Source organism: Legionella cincinnatiensis (assembly GCF_900452415.1).
GTDB lineage: Bacteria > Pseudomonadota > Gammaproteobacteria > Legionellales > Legionellaceae > Legionella > Legionella cincinnatiensis.
Genome location: NZ_UGNX01000001.1, coordinates 1553325 through 1572906 on the forward strand (window position 1 = coordinate 1553325; position 19582 = coordinate 1572906).

Genomic DNA, 19582 nt, shown 5'->3' on the forward strand with positions numbered 1-19582 from the left:
TTTTTGAGTTGGCTATTGATTGGGTTATCACTTTTCTTTGAAGCAAGAGATCAAAATTCAAGGATACGCCAACCATCTTTGGCTCTCCCTCAAATGTAGGGGCATTTTAATCAAGTTAGTTTAGACTAACCCATTGATTTGACGGTCAAAAGGAAGATTAAAATGCCTAAGAAAGATTGTATCCTAAATTTACCTGGATATTCTATTAAAAAAGTAAGTGGAGAGAACCCGGTTTATATCGAAGTCACTTATCGATGTGTTGTTCGCTGTATTCATTGTGGTAATAAGAAATTACGTAAAAAAGACAGCACGGGTAGCCTGGTTGCTTGCAACCAGGATTTCACCTGATTGTCGATCCTTAATGCCAGCATAAAAAAATACGTACCGCCCCGAGTTTTGTCTCATCTGTAATTGACCCTGAGGTTTTTGCTCTTCCTTGTGAACTTGCAACCAATAAAATAGCCTCTTTATTATTACAAAAGCCTGATAATCTTTGCCCCTTTGATAAATCCTGGTTGCAAGCAACCAGGCTACGCGTACTTTTGAATGATTATTTTGAGCAATCGCGTTGCACGCGCTTGCTCAATGATGAATAGTGGGTTGAATTTATTGAAAAATTTCGCAGCCCTTAGGCTGCGTCACTGCAGATACATTTGCAGTGACGCGGCATAAAGGACTGTTATCGGCATGATGTGTATGGTAGGGTTGCATGACGCAATGGAAAGCTATGCCCCCAACCTATGTCCAACATTCTGCCTACTCAAAATGGGCTATTGGTGCGCGCATCTATGGAATATGCACGCCATCAACCCGAACACACATTACTTTATCAAGTAATAGAAGCGTATTACCCCAAGTTTTTGGATTATCTTATTGAATCAGATAAGACACTTCCACAATATGTCCAGGATGAGTTTGAAGCTTACCTGAAATGTGGTCGTCTTGAGCATGGCTTTTTGCGTGTTCAGTGTGATACTTGTCATCGTGAGCAGCTGGTAGCATTCAGTTGCAAGCGCCGGGGTTTTTGTCCGAGTTGTGGTGCAAAACGCATGGTAGAGAGTGCCGCGCTTCTAGTTGATGAGGTATTACCAGAAAAGCCAGTACGACAGTGGGTATTGAGTGTGCCATTTCCATTACGCTGGCTATTTGCAAGCAATCCCGAGATGTTAAGCAAAGCGCTTTTGGTAGTAACAAGAGCCATTAGTAGCTGGCAGATTAAGAAAGCTGGATTGTCGAAAAAGACAGGCAGAACAGGTGCTGTGACATTGATTCAGCGTTTTGGAAGTGCCCTGAATTTAAACATTCATTTTCATATGCTATTTCTGGATGGCGTTTATGAAGTTGACTCTGAGGGAAATACTATCCAATTTCACACAATTAAAGCCCCCTCCAATCAGGACATGAATTTACTGTTACGCCGAATCAGCATGCGTATCATGAGGTTACTGGAGCGTGCTGGATTTTTGGAGCGAGACCAAGAAGAGGGTGGTTTGATGTTGGAAGGCTCTGATGACGATGTTATGAACCATCTTCAGGGGAGTTCAATTATTTATCGAATTGCGACAGGACGACGTTTAGGTCAAAAGGTTTTGACGTTAAAGACGTTGCCACCCCGGGATGAGTTTGATGAATCTGTTGGAGAGTCATTAGCCAAGTCAGGTGGATTTTCCTTGCATGCTGGAGTCAGTGCCAAATCGCACCAACGAGATAAGGTTGAACGGTTGTGCCGATATATAGCAAGGCCCGCAGTATCGACTCATCGATTAGAGATTTTGCCGGATGGCAAGATTTCTTATGAATTAAAGACCCCCGTATAAAAATGGCACTACCCATGTAGTGTTTGAGCCACTGGATTTTATTGCCCGCCTGGCATCGCTGGTACCCAAGCCACGAGGTCATCACTTAACGCGATTTCACGGCGTCTTTGCACCAAACAGCAAACAACGTGCTGCTGTGACTAGCGAGGGGAAATTAAATAAAAAGAACTCTTCACCCAAAAAATAGAGGATGTTGAAGAGCGTCGAAGCAAAATGAACTGGGCAATGCGTTTGAAACGAGTATTTAATATTGATGTATCGATTTGCAGTCATTGCCGAGGCAATATGCGAATCATTGCTTGGATTGAAGAACGAGCGGTCATTGATAAAATTTTGTTACACATCGAGCAAAAGCAAAAATCACAAACACCTTTCTATTGTTCGTCTGATATTCGAGCGCCTCCAGTAACGATAAAAAAGCAACTGGCTTGCCATTACAACTGAATAAAGAAAAAAACATAGTTTAATTATGCGGTTTTGTGTCGTCCTTGAATTATGCATGTTCATAAATAGAACGCTCAAACGCCTTATTTCAGAAGAAATGTTGCTCATTATTCATAAGTCTGGAGAAAATCTAAAAAACGGACCAAGGTTTTTGTAAATTTGTTGGTGATGATACTTTTGCAAAATGGAAAAAAGGTGCTTTAAAATTCTTATACCCTGATTTTTTGATACTGAACAAAACCTTAAGAAACGATAGATAATCCTCATACCCTATCCAACATCTGATTACTTAGAAACATATTTCCTTAAGACCCTCTCGATAAAATTCTAACTATGAACAGAGAAAAAACATTCTGGTTCTAAAATGGCTAGGAGAACATATCATGGGTATCGTCGAAAGCAAGAAAACATCAATATCAGAAAATCAAGGTAAAGGTATTGTTAAAGTGCAAACCTGGGGAACATCTCCTGATGGTGGTTCGGGATTAATGAATTTTTTAAGCACCCAATATCGTGGAGAAAATGTTGGGCATGCTTCTCTTGAGATTAGGCTTCCTGATAGTCCAGAAAACTCTGAGCTTATAAAAAAATATTGCTATCAAGATCCTGAAATTCCTGTTGAAAGAAAGATGCGGAAAAAAGATGATGGCACTGAAGAAGCAGAATATATAGTTAGATTTAGCTTCATCCCAGGTAAAAAGAGCCCATTCCATCTAAACTTCTCTTACAGCGACGATACCATTTATGAGAGAGCTGGTCATCATACTACAGAGAGACATTATCTAGAGGTTTCAGAGCTAGAAGAAAGAAGAGGAAGTAAAAGAGTCATTAGTGTATTTCCCGCTTGCTCATTAACAGAAAAGGGACGTGCACTAGATTTCTCTACTCCTCAAGGTCAGTATATTCTTAAAGTAAAAGAAATTGAAAATTGTAATGATTTATTAGAAACAGCAAAATTATTAGAGAAGAAATACAATGCATTGAAAGAAAATAAAAAAACTGTTGACTTGGATCATCCAAGTAATAAAACGATTTTGATTGCTGCTAAACGATTAGGTATAGAGCTTCCTAAAGGAAAATTTTCTCTGGAAGAGTTAGATAATATGCTGAACGTATCTGAAATTAAGAAAAATGTTCAAGACAAAATAGCCCAATTAAACAAAGAAAAGCTTGTTTTAATGGACAAAATTGACCAAAGAGAGAAGAAAGAAGAAAACAAGCAATTGGTTACAGCACTTAATGATATTTTAAAAAAACTTAACGACTCTAATCTTGACATTTTGCCTTCAGAAATTGAGAAGCTAAAAATTCCTGAAGAAATTAAAAATGAACTTCTCAAATTAACTGAATTAAACGAACTAGGACAATTAAAAGTCAAATTAGAGAACTTACGCGAACAATGCATCAAAGAAAATGAGCGGTTTTCTATAGAAAGTCTTACCTTTTTTAATAATAAAGACGACTACTTATGTCGTGGTAGACCAGCTGATGGGGAAATACAGCTTCCATTAGGAGCCGGAGAAAACGAACTTAATGCTGCTGCTATGTTGGAGCAAATGCGAAAAATAGTCGACTCAGGCTATGATTATGACTTATATACTCATAATTGTTCGAGCACTGCTTTAAGTATATTAAAGGCAGGCAGAGATGGTGCCGTATCGGAAGTCTCCCCTGCAAGAGGATTTACTACAACCAATCCCCAAACGGTTTACAACGAGGCAATCGCTTTAAGGGATAAAGTTTGCAAAGTATCAGCACCTCAATCACTCTCAAACCTAGATGATTTTTATGCTTCAAGAACTCTTGGAACTAAAGTTATACCTAGAGAATGTTCGAATGTACATGAAGCAATACTTAGTTTTGCGGTAGATAATATATTTCCAGAAGACGAAGATATAACAAATAAAACGTTTTATGTATTCTCAAAAAGTGATAGAGAGAGCATATTAAAACATCAGGACAAACTGATACCCACTGATTTACTACGAGATCTTTGGGGTATTATTCCTAATAGAACATTACCTCTGTCAAAAGATGGAGCAAATAATGTTGTAATAGATCGGAATATGACAATTGGCCAGTTAATGCAAGGACTATCTATTCTAGCACAAAAAAATGCTGAAACTCGCCTTACAAAGCAAGATGCTTTGATTGAATCCAATGAAAACGATCCATATAAGATTTTAAGAGATAAAATTGAATCTGAGATTATGAGACTCGGGAACAGAACCGACCAAAAATCCGTTAAAAAAACTACTGACTTAACTGAAGCTTACATCAATACAGTAGAAAGATTAAATTCAATTAACCCACCATTAAGTAACAAAGAGAGAGCTGCTCTTCTTTTTGAAGAATTAACGCCTCAACTAAAAGTAAATACTGGATTTAATTTTTACGAAGCAACATCTTATGCAGAGGTGAAGAAAACAGCTATAGAGCTGGGTGTATGTGAAAAAACAGATTACACAAATAAGTTTAGAAATATAGTTCATGAAATGAGAGAGAAATGTGAACAAACAAAACTTGAAATCACTGAAGAGCAACAAAGTTTGTTTTCACCTAAATAATGATTTGAATACTATGTATAATTGCTCAAAGCGATTAAAAGGTCATAATATAGAGTGCAGGACAACAAAGGACTGTGTATCTTGTCAAAGATCAGTTAATATGGAGTATTTAATAACAAATCCCGAGATTTATGACTGATCAGGAAAAGAAAACTCATTTTGGTTACAGCACTGTAGCCTGGGATTTTTTTCTTCAACTTCACCATCAAATAGTTCTCCAGCTAATCCTGAATCATCAGAGACTTCTTCTGTATCGTGCAAAAAGTCAGGTTTATGAAAGCTACTTTTGCAAAATGGAAAAAAGGTGCTTTAAAATTCTTATACCCTTTTGGCATTTCAAAAATATTTTTATTATCTAAAATAAGTTGCTTATTCATAAACATAGATAAATCTCATCATTACGTGGCACTATATTCAAACTATTCGAACAGCGCCTCAATGGTTGATTGCATTTCTTCCTGGCTTGGCTTCGCATACCTAAAAATTTCCTTAATAGATACATTTCCGCCAAGCTCTTGAGCAAAATGTACTCCATGTTTATCACCTCCATGAAATTATTATAGGTTTGTAAAGTGATTTTTATAAAGTTGTCTTTTTCTTTTAAGAGTTAATTAATCAAGAGAAGCATTTTCATCAAGTAAAAAGCTGTCAGTTATAACATAATGATTTAATAATTTAGCTTTTTGCATTGAATAACAATTTTTATGCATAATCTTTTTTATACTTAAGGATCAATGATGAGGTCCAGAATTTTTCAACACTAACGCACACAACCATGTGCAAATAAATCAAATTGATCCAAACCATGAAGATTATCCGCATTTATCCATAAACACACTTTTATACTTCCAATTACTGCTTTTTCTAGGTTTAATGAGTGGGGAAATAGGGTTAGGGCGTAAAACGACACTCTTCTTCTTCCAAATAGAGCGTAGGAAATAACACCATTTCTGTATGCTTCTCAACAAAATCAGTTACTTCTTTCATGAAACAATTAAAAGTCATTTTTTCAATACGATGAAAAGGATGTTCCGGGTTTTCCTTAAACTGAGTCAATAAATTGAGCTCCATATCATTTTGGTGTAGTACTGATATGTTGACGTTACAAATATCCACACCTAATTTTAATATATTGTGTAATGCGGTTCCTTCAGGAATATTATGAATTTTTTCAACCCAATAATTACTTGAATCAATAACCAAGCAATCCTCTCCCCATGTTCTGGGATCTTGAATATCGCTGCCATCATTTCTATTCAAAACCACTACCTCATGATTTTCTAATGAATTTTTTGATTGGATGCAAATATTTTCAATCACAGGACTGCAATTTACCCCATTTAGCTTTAATAAGGCCAAACTAACTAGTGAGGCATGTTCTTGGCAATGACCAAATCCATTTTTAAAGCTATCCAAAACACACTGCATCAGTGCCATATAATGAGCAGTATTATTCAGTACTTTATTGATGTGTAACAGTAAGTTTTGTTTCTCCTCTTGTAAACGAAGAGAAGTTTGTTGCTCTAGTAATTTCTTAATTACTAACGCTTCATTTTTTTGGATAATTACTATTTCCTCAACAAGATGATTTGAAATAGATCTGTAATACTCAGCATAACGAGAAAAACATTTTTTTCTTGCCAAACTATCTTGTTTGATCATTTGATCATGTAAAAAATCAAATAATGGTTTTAAGGTCGATATATCAATTCTCATAAATACCCCTCTGCTACATGGTAAAAGAATGTTGCAATGAAGCCGTATGTTCTTCCAATGCCTCTCTAAAACGACTTATTGATACCATATGATCATTTTTAAAATCTGCTGGCATGCAGGAACTGAAAGCTCGCTCTAAAGTTTGTAAACTGTTAATTATTTTTTGTAGATCTTCAGGCTTGGCCTCCATTTCGGAAAGAGCATCTTTCCACAACTGTATGTTTTCATCTTGACTTAATCCAGATTTATTTAAAGAACACACCGCCATTAATGTTTTAGTGAGGGTAATTGGTAGTGTGGTTAATAACGACATCCAATTTTCTTCGGGTGAAAAGTGTTCCCGTGCTGGGGCATCATTTCTCCATTTGTCAAAAATTTTATTAGAACGATCTACAGAACGAGACATTCTTTTCAGTTCGTGAATAACATCGGGTACCGAACATATTTGTAATTGAAATTTCTCAATTTTCAATATATTTTTAACGTCACTATCCTCTTCATCAATTTTCTCTAGCTCCTCTGGCGACCGTTTCTGCTGTTCGTTAAAGTGCGCCTCTAATTTCTCTAACATATCAGGATCATAATTTCGAGCGAGTCCTATATGGTACAAATCACGGATAGCGTCATTTCCCGGTTCTGCAGATACATGGCCCGTTCGGTCTGAAAATCCATTCTCTCGGCGCAAGCTATTTTCACAGAGTTGACCCGCCTCAATGGTCCAGTATTCTTCTGCTGCATCACCTACTTTTTTATCACTTTCCTTTGGATAAAGCAGTCCTAGCAAATAATCATCGGTTTTATCAATCCCTTCATAAAATGAATTAAAATTCCCTCGTGCACTTCCTGTTACATTATGAGTAGCATGAATCAACTCATGGGCTAATAAAATAAATGGTGGTCCAAGATCAGTTAATCCGACTTCAGGAGATGCATACGACTCAGTATTTAAAAATGCCATGGATTTGAGATAATTCATATCCATAAGAACTGAGACATCTTTTGTACCTTCTGAGGTCATTGTTGCTTTTTTTATTATATTTTTTAATGACGGTTCATCTAATGAACTATCTAAATAATCCAGTCGTTCTTTTGCTGCTCCAGCTAATGATGAGGAACATCCAAACTCTTGGCTGGGAGCCATATTTAGTTTTGCGGCTTTTGTTTCTAACAACCAATTGAGCTTAACAATCAAATTTTGGCCTTCTGGTCTGGCGATTATTTGCATGAGAAGTGAATTAATAAATGCTCGATCACTTTCTTTTAATTTCTTATTTTCGCCTATTTTTTCCAATAATTGATAATAATTCTCTCGTACGATTTCTTTTGGTGCTTTTTCTTTGAGTCCATCTAAAATATATTTTTCATTAAGCGAAATTGATTCTTCATTTTTAACGTAGATAAGTTTTTTTTCATTTAATTCTTTTGTTAACTCCAAATGTACAAATTCCAACTCTCTCAATTGAGCTTTAATATGGATTATATTTTTATAAAATTTGATCTGTTCGTCTTTACTTGCGTTAGGATCAAATTTAGCATATTGTTCTTCTATCGCTTTATACGCCGCATGTTGTAAATCACCCACTACTGCAATCAGCTTTAGTGGATCCTCCTCATTGCGGATACACACTTTAGTAAGTTTAAATAGTAAACTATTATCGAGAGATACTTGATACAGTGATAATTGTTTTATTATCTTTTGAAGTTGATTTACAGTGTTCATAATAAACTATGTTCCATTGTCTCTTTATTTCATTTTAAATAAGCAGGATGAATGCTTTATTAAAGGAATAAGACAATACCCAATACCCTCTTCGGTTATTGTTGTGAACTGTTAATGTTTATTTAAGGATCACCTTCAGGGGTAAGAAATCACGAGGATGGTGAATCGTCAGCATTCACGCAATGGCGTCGCTTAAGGACGAATTTTCCTTACTAAACATGTCGTCACCCTCCGCGAAAGCAGTGTTGTTGCATGGATAGAGTGGCCTTTATCTAAACAATGTAAGGCAAATTGAAACATAAGTTAAGGGAAAATAGTGCCTATCTGTTTTAGTTTTAACAAGTTAGGCCAAGGTCGAACCTACAATTTTATCCACGCAACAACGCCGCGAAAGCGGCGGAAGTCTTAGTATAAAATATACACAGAATTTATAGATTCAAAGAACACCAATTGTTCTAGAAATAAAGCGCTTACTGTTTGGCAAGTTATTTAGACCCCCGCTTTCGCAGAGGGCGACGTTCTTTCCTCTCCCGAAACCTCATCCTGATTGACGCCATTGACTGAACGGATAGGGGTTGGCTTTTTACCTGCAGGGAAATAAAAAAGGAAGCATTAACACAATCAACTTCCGTTCTTATTTTGATTGGAGTGAGTTTTTTTTGTGTGCGCTGAAGTGGTTCTTCTTTGTCCCATATCCAAAGACCAACCGCCCCCTAGGGCTTTAATTAATTGCACACTGGCAACTTGGCGACGCGTACTTACATTAACCAATGAAAGTTCTGATTGCAGTGCGATATTCTCCACAACCACTACTTGCAGAAAAGTAACTAACCCACCTTTATATCGATATATTCTCTGATTCCAGGCTCTTTTAGCAGCATAAGTTGCCGCTGTTTGAGTATGAATTTCTTTATCTAACTGGTGAATGGCAATAAGACTATCTTCAACGTCTTGGAACGCAGTAAGTACCGTTTGCCGATACTGTGCTACTGTTTCAAAGTATTGGGCTTTCGCTTGATTCAATAATCCACGTAAACGACCACCATCAAAGATCACTTGCTGAACTAAAGGTTGGGATAACGTTAATAAACTAAAAGGTCCAAGAGACCAAAAAAGACTAGGCTTCGAAAACAGATTTGAAAAACTCTGACTTTGAAAACCTCCTGTTCCCGTTAAGTTAATCGCAGGAAAAAAAGCTGCGCGCGCAACACCAATATTTGCATTCGCCGCTTGTACGCAGGATTCTGCTGCCACAATATCTGGTCTATGTTCTAAAAGAGTTGAAGGTAAATTAGGACCAATTGCCAGAAAACTCTTGGGTAGTTTGCCTGGAGCTAATGAAAAATTGCTGGGTATTTGTCCGACCAAAACCGCAATTGCATGTTCTAACTGAGCTCGTTGTAACCGGTTGTCAGCGGCTAATGTTTTTGCATTTTCTAATTGCGTTTCAGCCTCATCAACATTAGCGACCGGCGCAACTCCTCCTTGAAATCGATGTTTTGTCAAATAAAGTGCTTTTTGATAAGCAATAACTGTAGTATCCAAGATACGTTGTGCTTCATCAGTCCCTCGTAACGCAAAATAATCATTTGTAAGTTCAGCCTGTAAACTCAAACGAACTGAAGCCATATCAGAAGCACTTGCTCGAGCAAGACTTTCACTTGCTTTGACTGCATTACGAATACTTCCCCAAGCATCAACTTCATAAGTGAGATAACCACCCAATAAAATGTTATTGAAAAGAGGCTTAGAAGCAGAATTTGCTATAGTTTGTGACGTTTGCTCTCTATTTCCGTTCAATAAACCTTGGACTGTAGGATAAAAATTAGAGCGAACCACTTGAACTAGAGAAACGGCCTCTTGAAAACGAGCATAAGCTAACTTTAAATCTTGGTTTGCTAAATTAAGTTGTTTTTGTAAATCATTTAAAACAGGATCATGGAAGGCTTCCCACCAACCATCCGGTGTAACAAGTCGAGGTGTTGATTTAATTTCTATCCATTGTCCTGGCTCTTTAAAATGATCTGGAATAGGCATCGCAGGGCGTTGATAATTTGGTGCTAACGAACAACCTGTCAATGCAAAAATCAATAAACCTATGCTCACGAATTTATTCATGAAACAACCCGCACTGTTTCTCCATTGGTGATACCATCCGAAGGATTTAATATAATCCGATCACCTGGCAGAACGCCTGTGGCAATTTCAAGCTTCGAGCCAAAATCACGACGAACAGTAATTGACTTTAATACAACTTTATCGTCTTTATCTAAAGAAGCCACCTGTAAACCCTGAGCACGAAACAATAAGGTATTAACCGGTAACATCACCGTCTTAGGTGGAATATCCAAAGTAAACCAAACCTCCGTATAGCCCAGGCAACAGCTCTCCACTTTTGTTAAGCGTAGTAAATTGAGCCAGTAAAGTACGCGTTTTAGGATCAATAGCATGCGCCGTTTGGTATAATTTGGCAGTAAATGTCTGCTTTGGGCGCTCAGTAAAATGCAGCTTTACCGTCATATTAGGTCTAATCCGGGTAGAATAATATTGTGGGATTTTTACATAAATTCGTAAGGGACTGGTTTGAGCAATACGAAATAAAGGTGGGAGTGAAGAACTACTTCCCGAATCAATTAAATCACCTATATCCGTAGCACGATCCGTAATCACCCCATCGAATGGTGCGATAACACGTTCAAAACCAACTAGAGCTTGTAAACGTTGCAGATTAGCTTTAGAAGCAAAAACAGCAGCGTCAAGCGCCACTGCAGTCAGCACCTTCTCGTCGGTTTCTTGTTTTGATACGGACTCTGTTTTCAGGAGATAACGCCAACGCTTAGCTGTAATTTGTGCTAATTTATTATTAGCAATTGCTGTTTTTAAATCTGCCCTTGCCTGACGCTCTTGTGCATCAAGTTCAGGCGTTTCTATAACAGCAAGCAAATCACCTTTTTTCACACGACTACCAATATCCACATACCATTTTTTAACATATCCATTTGTGCGTGCATAAATAGGGGAATCATGCCATGCCTGCACATTGCCTGGTAGAATAATGCGATCAATGCCTTTTTCTTGTTGTGCTGTAATTACTTTTACTACAGGGACAGCATTCGCTATAGTTTCATTGCACAAACGAATAGCTGCAGCAATACGCATGAAAAAGATAATGAGTAGAATCATTAAAAACACTGAAAGCCCCATAAGAACTCGTCTATGCTTGGGGTTTTGTAAATGAGTGTGAATTCTTTTAAGCATGCTCGTTCCCTTGTTTTTGTTTCTTTTTCAATTTGCGCTCATGAATCACATAAAAAACAGAGGGGACAAAAAAGAGTGTAGCTATAGTAGCAAAGGATAGTCCACCAATTACAGCTCTCCCTAACGGAGCATTCTGCTCCCCTCCATCGCCTAAACCTAAGGCCATAGGAAACATACCAATGATCAACCCCCGACACCTTGGTTCGAAGCCTGCTCCTCTAGTTTAAAATTCGTTATAAATCAATATCTTGCGAAGCGTCAAATTCATCAGGAACTGCCTAAAACTGCCTATTACAGCGTAGTGCTACCACAGTTGAGACACGTTTTGGTCACAGAATAAATTTAACCTTTTTGTTTTAAATAAAATCAAAAGCTGGCTTTTGAATATCTAATTTACAAAGCGCTAATTTTTTCTATTGCACCCAGAACAATATTTCTAGAGCGTTCAAGCCGAGCGATTGCTTTTATCGCTTCTAACCATTTAGGATCTTCAATGAGCTTTTTAAAGTATCCTGAAATAAATTGGACAACATCTTTTGGTGAATTCATTATTTCTACTAATAATTCAGGCCTGCCATTAATAACATTGATGATATCTTCTAAATCCTTGCAATCCCAATAATCATTATTCTTATAGGCTCTATCAGTAAATGCCTCAAGCTTTATAGCAATGAAATAGACAGCGTTGAGTATTTTGATTTTTTTGTCTTTAATTTGAATCTCAATTGCATTGTCAAAACCCGCTTGATACCAATTTGAATTGATTCCTTGTAAAGCACCATCGGTGTACATGACATCAATCATAAAATCATCTAACACATACCTGCAATTGACATTCCCATCCGGCTTAAAACCTAAGCTTTCCAGTTTTTTCTGTAAAGAATAATGGGCAACAACATCAGTTCTTCCTAAATCCAGAGCGACATCAATATCATAGGTTGGTCGTACATCATCTTCTATTGAATCAGTTATCAATAGCCCAACGATTCTGCCACCGACATAAACAACTTGTTCATTTAGATCTTTTAAAAGGGTTGCTGCCTTATAAAGTGCTTCATTGTTTTGTTTAACCCTTATTGATTCCATACAAAATGTTCCAATAGTTCTTTTGCAATTTTATTTTCTCGCTTCCCACCTAAGCGGATTAGATCAAGCGCGCTAATAATGGCATAAAAATTCTCATCAGGGCTTCTATCTAAAGCATTGGGTAATGTTTTGTATATAGGAGTTAAGGCAAGCCCCTTTGTATCACCATTAATATAGGGCCATACATAGGACTCTTCGCTCATGATTAATTTTTTAAAATGAGGGGAGCTATAGACCGCTGGCATGCCGCGTGTTGCTATATTAATTTCCGCTGGAAAATGATACTTCACACTATGGACAAAAAATTCCATAAGCTCGTGCTTATGTAATTCAATGCTATCATCCGAATAACGCGTTAAAAGTTTTGTAGCTTCTAGCCTTTTAATACTTTTAGTCACTTCAGATTGGCTGATATAAAGCTCATAAGCTATGCTTTTAAACTCAATTTTTTCTTTATTATTATTTTTTAAAAGCAATTTAATGAGAATAGCTATGTCTTGCCCTTTAAGCATGCAAAGCTCCAGTCTATTTTAATGGAATTATAGCATGCTGGTTTCCGATTTCCAAATTGGAAACTGGAAATTATAGTGTAGTGAATGATAATTTCAAGGCACGGATTCTGTTAATTTGCTACAAAAAATGGCACATTGGCTTAAGTAGTACATAGGTAGCCAGGCGATTTGGTTTATATTTTTATGTTTAATTAAACTAAAAGTGTATGTATATCTGTAAGGGTAAACTAATCCCTGTGTTAAAGTTACAATGAGTTTAGGCTTGGATCATATGTTGCCATGCCTCAATAATCATAACCATGGCTAATGTATCTAACTCGCAATATCTCAATAAAGCGTTTCTAAGCTCTTCTCGTTCAAAATCACTCATATTTGTAAACTGTAATTTTGCATAAGCTATTGTTGCAGCACCACCTTCTTTTAAGTCTTCACTATCAAATAGAAACACCGCATCTTCATCAGAGATATCTTTATTGATTGGCGGTAGCAAATGGTAAGGATCTTTTATTCTGTCATTCTCTCTAACTATCCAGCGTTGGTTTATAAAGTTATGGCTTTGAATTCCATTGGCAGCGCCATAAATGGGTTGGTTATATTTTTTTTGAAGAAAATCTGATCGATTTAAGATTGCAGGAAAAACTTGTTTAATTGAGTTAGCACCATTAGTTAGAGGATCATAATAAAAACGTTTAACTAATTCCAAAATATCAACCATACAACGTGGTCCTTCCCATTTTACTTTGCTATCAGACGGTGACTTTGTGATGGAACGAATAAAGACACATAAACCTTCTTTGTCATCAGGTGGCTCAATCATGTGTTCTAGTTGTTCAAGAATGAAGTTGAGATAGGTATTTTCATGATTACTATATCTAAATATTGTGCCATCATCATTTTCTAATTCCTTTTTTAGATGGCGCACAAATTCGATGCTTGGATCAACACCAGGCTCCGAATTAAGATACTGGCCCACATGAGCAATTTGACCCTTTTCATTGAATATATGATGAGAGAATTGAAAAGCGATGCCTTGATAGGGATGAGCTCCTTTATTAAAGGGGATGGGTAGCATAGCTGTTTCGAAGTCAATGAAATGAAGAGGGTATTGCCATGAGTCAAGTTCAGCTTTTAGGTTTTCTTTGTCAATCCAGATACTATGATTTTGAGTTTTAATCTTCTCAATCTGTAGCCATTGTCTTTGTGTTCTGGAAATACCAGACTTATCTGGTTCCGTAATTTTGAATTTTGTTTCATCAATGTCTTTTAGCTTGATGAGTCCTTGCTTGAAATATTTCGGTTTGTCTCGGCAATCCCATAAGTTCAGAATGGTTGGATCATTAAAGTCAGTTTCTTTATATCCTAAAGCTTCACACCAACATTCTCTAAAGCCAGATAAGAGTTCGTCAGAGACAGTTGCAATCGCCACATTCTTTCTTTGCTTTAGGTGGAAATTTTTGTTCACTGAAATATATTTTGCTGAAATGATGGAATTGGTCTTTTACTGTTTGTCCCTCGTCATTTTTTTCTTTCCATAGTAACTCTATGTGATAGTCAACATTTACTTCTCTTAATATTTTTATCGATATGTCTTTTTCAGTTATTGGCGTGGTTAGGCTAACAATAGCTTTACCATTACAGTCTTTTTGAACCAGAAATTTTTGATTTAAGCCATCAGTCGGACAAATAGTATCTTTATCAACAAGCATTAAGTAACTGCTTATAGTGAAGGAAGGATAGAGTTGTTCGAGTACCCACTTTTGAAAAGCGATATCAGCAATATAGAGCCGCCATTCTGAACTTACTGTTCCTTTTTTAGTGGTCATCTTAGCTTCATCTTTTTTGCTGATTGATTTAGCTTTAACTTCGATTATTTTGATATGTCCTGGTCTTTTCTGCAGAATATCAGCGCGAAGGAAATAGTTTTGATGTTGGAAGGAGGCTTCAAATAGTGTTACTGAATCCCTTTGAATTAACTCTTGGGTTCTTTCTAGTGCCTCTTTTGTGCTTGAAGTCTCAATTGATATACCGTCTAAAAAGTAATATCTTGCCAAGGCTTCTACTTGAGCGCCACCCTCAGCCAATGCTTTTAGAAAAGAGTCTTCATCCAGTTTATTTGTATACTCATCAGGCCGATCGTAGTACCAGAGCTTAGTTGGACATTCTAAAGCCATCTTAAACTTGGATTTAGTAAGTAGCTTTGCCATCCCTGTCTCTACAAGTATTGGGTTTAACCTATTTATGTTATTAAGTTTAGTTGATAAAAATAAGAAGCCCCAATTGGGGGCTTAATAATACAAGAAAGTTATTGACAAAATAATAAGAGAATCATACAAGAGACAGCAAACAATGTGACTGATGATACCAATGCAAATTGGCTGAATTTTTGTGTCTTTCGTGTGAAGGAATGAGCTTCACTCAATGAATCCGAGATCAGCTTCTTCATAGCTTGAACCGATTCTTTAGTAGATTCGTGCAGCAATTTGGTTATAGCTTCTTTACTACTAGCTAATGCCGCATTGAGAACCTTTTCAGCTTTTTCTTTTGCATCATCTCTCCATTGTGAGGAAATGCTTTCCATTTCCTCTCGGAACTGTACTAGCAAATCTTGTTGGGCTTTTCGATTTTCCTCAATCAGTTGTTCATTCATTGTCTGAAGCATGAGGATTGGATCGTCTTTACCTAAAAGTACACCATGTTTGACAGTGATGTCTTGAATAATTTTATCGAGTTTCTCTGACATTAGATCACCCTGACGCTATCCAGCTGCCCAAACAGTTGATCGCGAACGATTTTTAAGCGTTGACGGGTCATAATGCTTTTCTCTGGCGTACCCAGGACTTGATCGAAGGTCAGCTTTTGTTGAAGTATTTCAGTTAAATCTCGGCCGTAGGTTTCTTTTTTCAGATCGGGGATTTGAATTAATGCTGATATTCTGTCTTTGTTATCTCGGTAGGCTTTCAGTTGTTCAAATGCTTTTCCTTCATGCTCTATGGCTCCCCAATAGGGATTAAGCCAGACAACAAATTGTGCTTCATTTGCAAACTGGTCAATCAGCTGTGCAAAACCATTAATGGTATCGAATAAGGCTTGGCCACCGGTGATGACTGTATGAATCACCATTTCATGGCCTAATTCCTTTAACAAAGCTGGAACTTGGTTGCTGATGAGGTAGTGAGATAGCGGTACAAAAGAACTGGCACCGTTGTCTATGACTACATCATTAGTTGTTGAGGCAATTTTTTCGATGAGGACATCAAAAAGACGGGGGTTGATTTCATCACCGCTCATGACTTGAATATGATCGACGTTGAGGGCTTTAAAGCCATGAAAGGTAGAATTGATGGGGTCGGTGTCAATGCAAAGTGGGGCTTGGTCTTTATGCTGTTTGTATTGAGCTGTGGTTGCTGAAATAAATGATTTGCCGACACCGCCTTTTCCCTGCAGTGTAATATGTATTTTTGCCATTACAAGAGTTCCTCCAGGTTGGGTTTGGGATTAAAAGTAAAACCGCGAATTTCATTTTTTGCTTTACTTTTAGCCTTTTCATCTTCCTTGGTGTTCTCCTGAATAGATGGCTTTTTTTCTGCAGCAATCAAACGTGCTACATAGCCACAAAAGGTTTTGTATGAAAATGAGATTTTACCTTCCTCAACTAAGGTTTCCCAGACAAGCTTTATAGACCAGCCGTCAGCTAGAGCTGAAGCGATATCATTTTTTAAAGCAAGAAATGCGGCTTTATTTACAGATTTAGCAGAGGCTTTTCTTACCATTTGCTTTGCTGCGATTCGTTCGCTGAGGGAGTTTCCCATGTCATACCGTCAACTTATTATTGTTCTCTTTCTGATGGTACAAACTATTTTATTGTTATGCAATTAATTAAGTTATTTTCTTTCCTTTTGGCGTAATTAAGCATCATCATAAACGTATAAATATGTAATTTATCGTAATAATTGGTAATTATTCGAAATTAAATTAGTTTTAAAACAAAGGGTCTTGAAATTACATAAAATTACCTGATAGGATGCTATTAAATGAACTTAAAACGCAGGGCAAGATAGGTGAAGTTAGCTAACCAGCAAGCTGGCTACCAAACCTCACAAGTCTTATTCGCACCTTCGGTGCTCAACGAAAAACCTGTGTTTTGAGGTCAAATTAATACCCAAAGGATTGCATAACCACTTAATAAAGAGGTCAGCATCCTTATGGACGATAAGCTTAAAACACCTACCAGAAAAAATGGTCGCCATCTTCGTGTACCTGTCTTGCCTTCCGAAGAAATTCAAATTAAATCGAATGCAGCCACTGCCGGCCTTTCAATTGCCGAGTACTTAAGACGTATTAGTCTCGGTTATCAAATTCAAAGTAGTGTTGATAAAGATCATATACTGCAGCTAGCCAAAATTAATGGGGACTTAGGACGGCTTGGTGGACTGTTAAAATTATGGTTGACTCAGGATAAACGCGTTGCGCATTTTGACCTCCAAACAGTAAAAACATTATTAAATCGTATTCAAACCACCCAAGATGCAATGTTGGAAGTGGTGAAAAAATTATGATTATTCGCCATATCCCTATGAAGAAAACAAGACATAGTAGTTTTTCGAGCCTTGTTCAATACCTGTGTAATCAACAAAACAAACAGGAGCGAGTGGGTAAGATCAGATTATCAAACTGTAATAGTCTTGATCCCATTTGGGCTGTTCAGGAGGTATTAGCAACACAAGCTAAAAATCAAAGAGCTACAGGAGATAAAACTTACCATATGCTTATTTCCTTTGCTCCAGGAGAAAACCCTTCGGCTCAAGTTTTACAGGAAATTGAAGATAGGGTGGCATTGTCGATTGGATTTAAAGAACATCAAAGAATCTCAGTTGTTCATCATGATACAGATAATCTTCATATTCATGTTGCGATTAATAAAATTCATCCTCAAACCTTTAATATGATTGAACCTTACAGAGCATATAAGAATTTTGCAGAGGTCGCCTCCAAGCTGGAAATTGAATTAGGCCTTCAAATAACCAATCATCAAACTCGGAAAAACCGTTCGGAAAATCTTGCAGACGATATGGAACATCACTCAGGTATTGAAAGTTTAATTAATTGGATGAAGCCTCACTGTAAAGAAAAAATTGATGCAGCCAGTAGTTGGCAGGAGATTCATAGTATTTTGGCAGAACATGGGTTGGTGATACGTGCTAAAGCTAATGGTTTTGTTTTCTGCAATGTGCAAGGGATGACTGTTAAAGCTAGTTCAATTTCCAGAAGCTTTTCTAAAAAAAATTTTGAATCCAAGCTAGGCTCCTTTGTATCATCCTACTCAAATGACTATGCATCTGCATCCAATGTTTACCGTTATGAACCATTAAATAAAAAAGTACTTGGTTCCGCTCTGTATGACAAATATAAGCACGAAAAATCCCATAATAAACACTTTATCTCATACCAACTTAAAAACTTGCGAGAGGCCAGAACGAAACTTATTGAAAAGGTTAAAAAGCGAGGTCGAATTAAAAGAGCGGCTTTGAAATTAATGAACCTCTCTAAAGTACAGAAAAAATTCCTATATAGTCACATAAACAAAACGCTGCTTAATGAAATTGATAACATAAGGAAAAATTACGCCAAAGAACGTAGCCGGCTATTAGATTCCTATCAAAACAAAACCTGGGCTGATTGGCTAAAACAAAAAGCACAAAGCGTCGACCAGGATGCCTTAGTGGCAATGCGTTATCGTAATCGTAAAAATAATCATGATTACACCATTTCAGGTGCAGACTCAGTTTTTACTACTTTAAATTTTGGACAAATCGATTCTGTTACTAAAGAAGGCACTGAGATTTATAAAAAAGATAACAGTGTTATTAGAGACAATGGAAAAGAAATTATCATTTCTAAGGGTGGGTCTATTTCTGCACTGAATAGAGCATTGGAGATGGCAAGACAGCGTTATGGTGACTGTATTTGTGTGAACGGGTCTCCACTATTTAAAAAGATTATTTTGCAAATTGTCATTCAATATCAAATGCCGATCACTTTTGCTGATTTTGATTTGGAAAATCAATGTCAAAAACTGAACTTTGAAAAGGAGAAATCTCATGAACAATCAAGATCAAACTGGCAATACCATCGAAGAGGAACTCCAAGAAGCCATGAAGCTATTGGAACAACCACTGGAAATCGGAGCACGAAGCCCAACGCTTTTAGCATTAGACAAGGCTCGCCAGCCAAAGATCATAACAGCCTGCGAAACCTGTCCCAATGCGATCTGGTTCAGCTCACCGGAAGAGGTCAAGTGCTATTGCAGGATAATGCACATGATCAGCTGGAGCGGCAAGGACTCCAACCTGATAACCATGTGCGACGGAAAATTTTTGGAATAATTAACAAAAATAAGAGTCGCAAAAATAAATAAATTGGGCAATTTACCACTGTGCTTTTATAGACATTTATGAAAAATAA

The 19582-nt window shown here is 37.1% G+C and carries 16 protein-coding genes and 3 pseudogenes; 5 read left to right on the plus strand and 14 right to left on the minus strand.

From position 1 onward, the window contains the following. Positions 1 to 162: 162 nt before the first annotated feature. The 3 genes and pseudogenes from DYH34_RS06830 to DYH34_RS06850 form a co-directional block, all read left to right on the plus strand. Positions 163 to 309, plus strand: a pseudogene (locus DYH34_RS06830) (ISL3 family transposase); the annotation flags it as partial. 431 nt (positions 310 to 740) lie between these two features. Beyond that, a pseudogene (locus tag DYH34_RS06835) lies at positions 741 to 2261 on the plus strand (transposase). A gap of 383 nt (positions 2262 to 2644) precedes the next feature. Continuing rightward, positions 2645 to 4828, plus strand: a complete 2184-nt coding sequence (locus DYH34_RS06850; protein ID WP_058466143.1) for a hypothetical protein — start codon at positions 2645 to 2647, stop codon at positions 4826 to 4828. A 129-nt stretch (positions 4829 to 4957) separates the two neighbouring features. On the opposite strand, the gene DYH34_RS18530 is transcribed toward DYH34_RS06850, so the two are convergent. The 14 genes and pseudogenes from DYH34_RS18530 to DYH34_RS06910 all read right to left on the minus strand — a co-directional run bounded on the left by DYH34_RS18530 (position 4958) and on the right by DYH34_RS06910 (position 16929). Then, positions 4958 to 5089 carry a hypothetical protein gene (locus DYH34_RS18530; protein ID WP_274519451.1) on the minus strand — a complete coding sequence of 44 codons (132 nt, stop codon included), beginning with the start codon at positions 5087 to 5089 and terminating at the stop codon, positions 4958 to 4960. Positions 5090 to 5719: 630 nt separating this feature from the next. Next, positions 5720 to 6544, minus strand: a complete 825-nt coding sequence (locus DYH34_RS06860; RefSeq protein ID WP_058466144.1) for a hypothetical protein — start codon at positions 6542 to 6544, stop codon at positions 5720 to 5722. A 13-nt stretch (positions 6545 to 6557) separates the two neighbouring features. Continuing rightward, entirely contained in the window at positions 6558 to 8264 is a 1707-nt protein-coding gene (locus DYH34_RS06865; protein ID WP_058466145.1) for a type III secretion system effector protein, read from the minus strand. Positions 8265 to 8885: 621 nt separating this feature from the next. Then, complete coding sequence (locus DYH34_RS06870) at positions 8886 to 10382, minus strand: efflux transporter outer membrane subunit (protein WP_058466146.1); 1497 nt, start codon at positions 10380 to 10382, stop codon at positions 8886 to 8888. Next, positions 10379 to 10615, minus strand: coding sequence for a permuted SH3 domain-containing protein (locus tag DYH34_RS18330; RefSeq protein ID WP_238589566.1), 237 nt, complete (start codon positions 10613 to 10615; stop codon positions 10379 to 10381). Before DYH34_RS18330 ends, DYH34_RS06870 begins: the two co-directional genes overlap by 4 nt. Beyond that, positions 10599 to 11522: an efflux RND transporter periplasmic adaptor subunit gene (locus tag DYH34_RS06875; RefSeq protein WP_238589567.1), complete on the minus strand. Its 924-nt coding sequence runs from the start codon at positions 11520 to 11522 to the stop codon at positions 10599 to 10601. Before DYH34_RS06875 ends, DYH34_RS18330 begins: the two co-directional genes overlap by 17 nt. Then, a pseudogene (locus tag DYH34_RS06880) lies at positions 11515 to 11709 on the minus strand (efflux RND transporter permease subunit); the annotation flags it as partial. The pseudogene DYH34_RS06880 and the gene DYH34_RS06875, both read right to left, overlap by 8 nt. A 206-nt stretch (positions 11710 to 11915) precedes the next feature. Next, positions 11916 to 12608 carry a hypothetical protein gene (locus DYH34_RS06885; RefSeq protein ID WP_042234541.1) on the minus strand — a complete coding sequence of 231 codons (693 nt, stop codon included), beginning with the start codon at positions 12606 to 12608 and terminating at the stop codon, positions 11916 to 11918. Beyond that, the gene (locus DYH34_RS06890) at positions 12596 to 13120 is read right to left on the minus strand and encodes a LysR family transcriptional regulator (RefSeq protein WP_058466148.1); all 525 of its coding nucleotides are present in this window, start codon (positions 13118 to 13120) and stop codon (positions 12596 to 12598) included. Before DYH34_RS06890 ends, DYH34_RS06885 begins: the two co-directional genes overlap by 13 nt. 256 nt (positions 13121 to 13376) lie before the next feature. Further along, positions 13377 to 14546 carry a DUF2779 domain-containing protein gene (locus DYH34_RS18335; RefSeq protein ID WP_238589569.1) on the minus strand — a complete coding sequence of 390 codons (1170 nt, stop codon included), beginning with the start codon at positions 14544 to 14546 and terminating at the stop codon, positions 13377 to 13379. After that, positions 14524 to 15324 (minus strand): hypothetical protein, encoded by an 801-nt coding sequence (locus tag DYH34_RS18340; RefSeq protein ID WP_238589570.1) that lies wholly within the window; start codon positions 15322 to 15324, stop codon positions 14524 to 14526. The genes DYH34_RS18335 and DYH34_RS18340 overlap by 23 nt, the downstream gene beginning before the upstream one ends. A gap of 98 nt (positions 15325 to 15422) precedes the next feature. Next, on the minus strand, positions 15423 to 15860 hold the full coding sequence (locus tag DYH34_RS06900; RefSeq protein ID WP_058466149.1) for a conjugal transfer protein TraM: 438 nt from the start codon (positions 15858 to 15860) through the stop codon (positions 15423 to 15425). Beyond that, positions 15860 to 16585: an ArsA-related P-loop ATPase gene (locus DYH34_RS06905; protein ID WP_058466150.1), complete on the minus strand. Its 726-nt coding sequence runs from the start codon at positions 16583 to 16585 to the stop codon at positions 15860 to 15862. The genes DYH34_RS06900 and DYH34_RS06905 overlap by 1 nt, the downstream gene beginning before the upstream one ends. Continuing rightward, complete coding sequence (locus tag DYH34_RS06910) at positions 16585 to 16929, minus strand: TraK family protein (protein ID WP_058466151.1); 345 nt, start codon at positions 16927 to 16929, stop codon at positions 16585 to 16587. The genes DYH34_RS06905 and DYH34_RS06910 overlap by 1 nt, the downstream gene beginning before the upstream one ends. A gap of 393 nt (positions 16930 to 17322) precedes the next feature. Between DYH34_RS06910 and traJ the strand changes: the two genes are divergently transcribed. Both traJ and traI read left to right on the plus strand, forming a co-directional pair. Beyond that, a complete protein-coding gene (gene traJ, locus DYH34_RS06915; RefSeq protein WP_058466152.1) occupies positions 17323 to 17676 on the plus strand; it encodes a conjugal transfer transcriptional regulator TraJ in 354 nt (117 codons plus the stop codon). After that, on the plus strand, positions 17673 to 19535 hold the full coding sequence (traI, locus tag DYH34_RS06920; RefSeq protein ID WP_058466153.1) for a TraI/MobA(P) family conjugative relaxase: 1863 nt from the start codon (positions 17673 to 17675) through the stop codon (positions 19533 to 19535). The genes traJ and traI overlap by 4 nt, the downstream gene beginning before the upstream one ends. Positions 19536 to 19582: the final 47 nt, after the last annotated feature.

Bases quoted from the DNA above. Each gene is read 5' to 3' on its own strand.
- DYH34_RS06850 (WP_058466143.1), top strand. From the start codon at position 2,645: ATGGGTATCGTCGAAAGCAAGAAAACATCAATATCAGAAAATCAAGGT.
- DYH34_RS06860 (WP_058466144.1), bottom strand. From the start codon at position 6,544: ATGAGAATTGATATATCGACCTTAAAACCATTATTTGATTTTTTACAT.
- DYH34_RS06865 (WP_058466145.1), bottom strand. From the start codon at position 8,264: ATGAACACTGTAAATCAACTTCAAAAGATAATAAAACAATTATCACTG.
- DYH34_RS06870 (WP_058466146.1), bottom strand. From the start codon at position 10,382: ATGAATAAATTCGTGAGCATAGGTTTATTGATTTTTGCATTGACAGGT.
- DYH34_RS06875 (WP_238589567.1), bottom strand. From the start codon at position 11,522: ATGCTTAAAAGAATTCACACTCATTTACAAAACCCCAAGCATAGACGA.
- DYH34_RS06885 (WP_042234541.1), bottom strand. From the start codon at position 12,608: ATGGAATCAATAAGGGTTAAACAAAACAATGAAGCACTTTATAAGGCA.
- DYH34_RS06890 (WP_058466148.1), bottom strand. From the start codon at position 13,120: ATGCTTAAAGGGCAAGACATAGCTATTCTCATTAAATTGCTTTTAAAA.
- DYH34_RS18340 (WP_238589570.1), bottom strand. From the start codon at position 15,324: ATGGCAAAGCTACTTACTAAATCCAAGTTTAAGATGGCTTTAGAATGT.
- DYH34_RS06900 (WP_058466149.1), bottom strand. From the start codon at position 15,860: ATGTCAGAGAAACTCGATAAAATTATTCAAGACATCACTGTCAAACAT.
- DYH34_RS06905 (WP_058466150.1), bottom strand. From the start codon at position 16,585: ATGGCAAAAATACATATTACACTGCAGGGAAAAGGCGGTGTCGGCAAA.
- DYH34_RS06910 (WP_058466151.1), bottom strand. From the start codon at position 16,929: ATGGGAAACTCCCTCAGCGAACGAATCGCAGCAAAGCAAATGGTAAGA.
- traJ (WP_058466152.1), top strand. From the start codon at position 17,323: ATGGACGATAAGCTTAAAACACCTACCAGAAAAAATGGTCGCCATCTT.
- traI (WP_058466153.1), top strand. From the start codon at position 17,673: ATGATTATTCGCCATATCCCTATGAAGAAAACAAGACATAGTAGTTTT.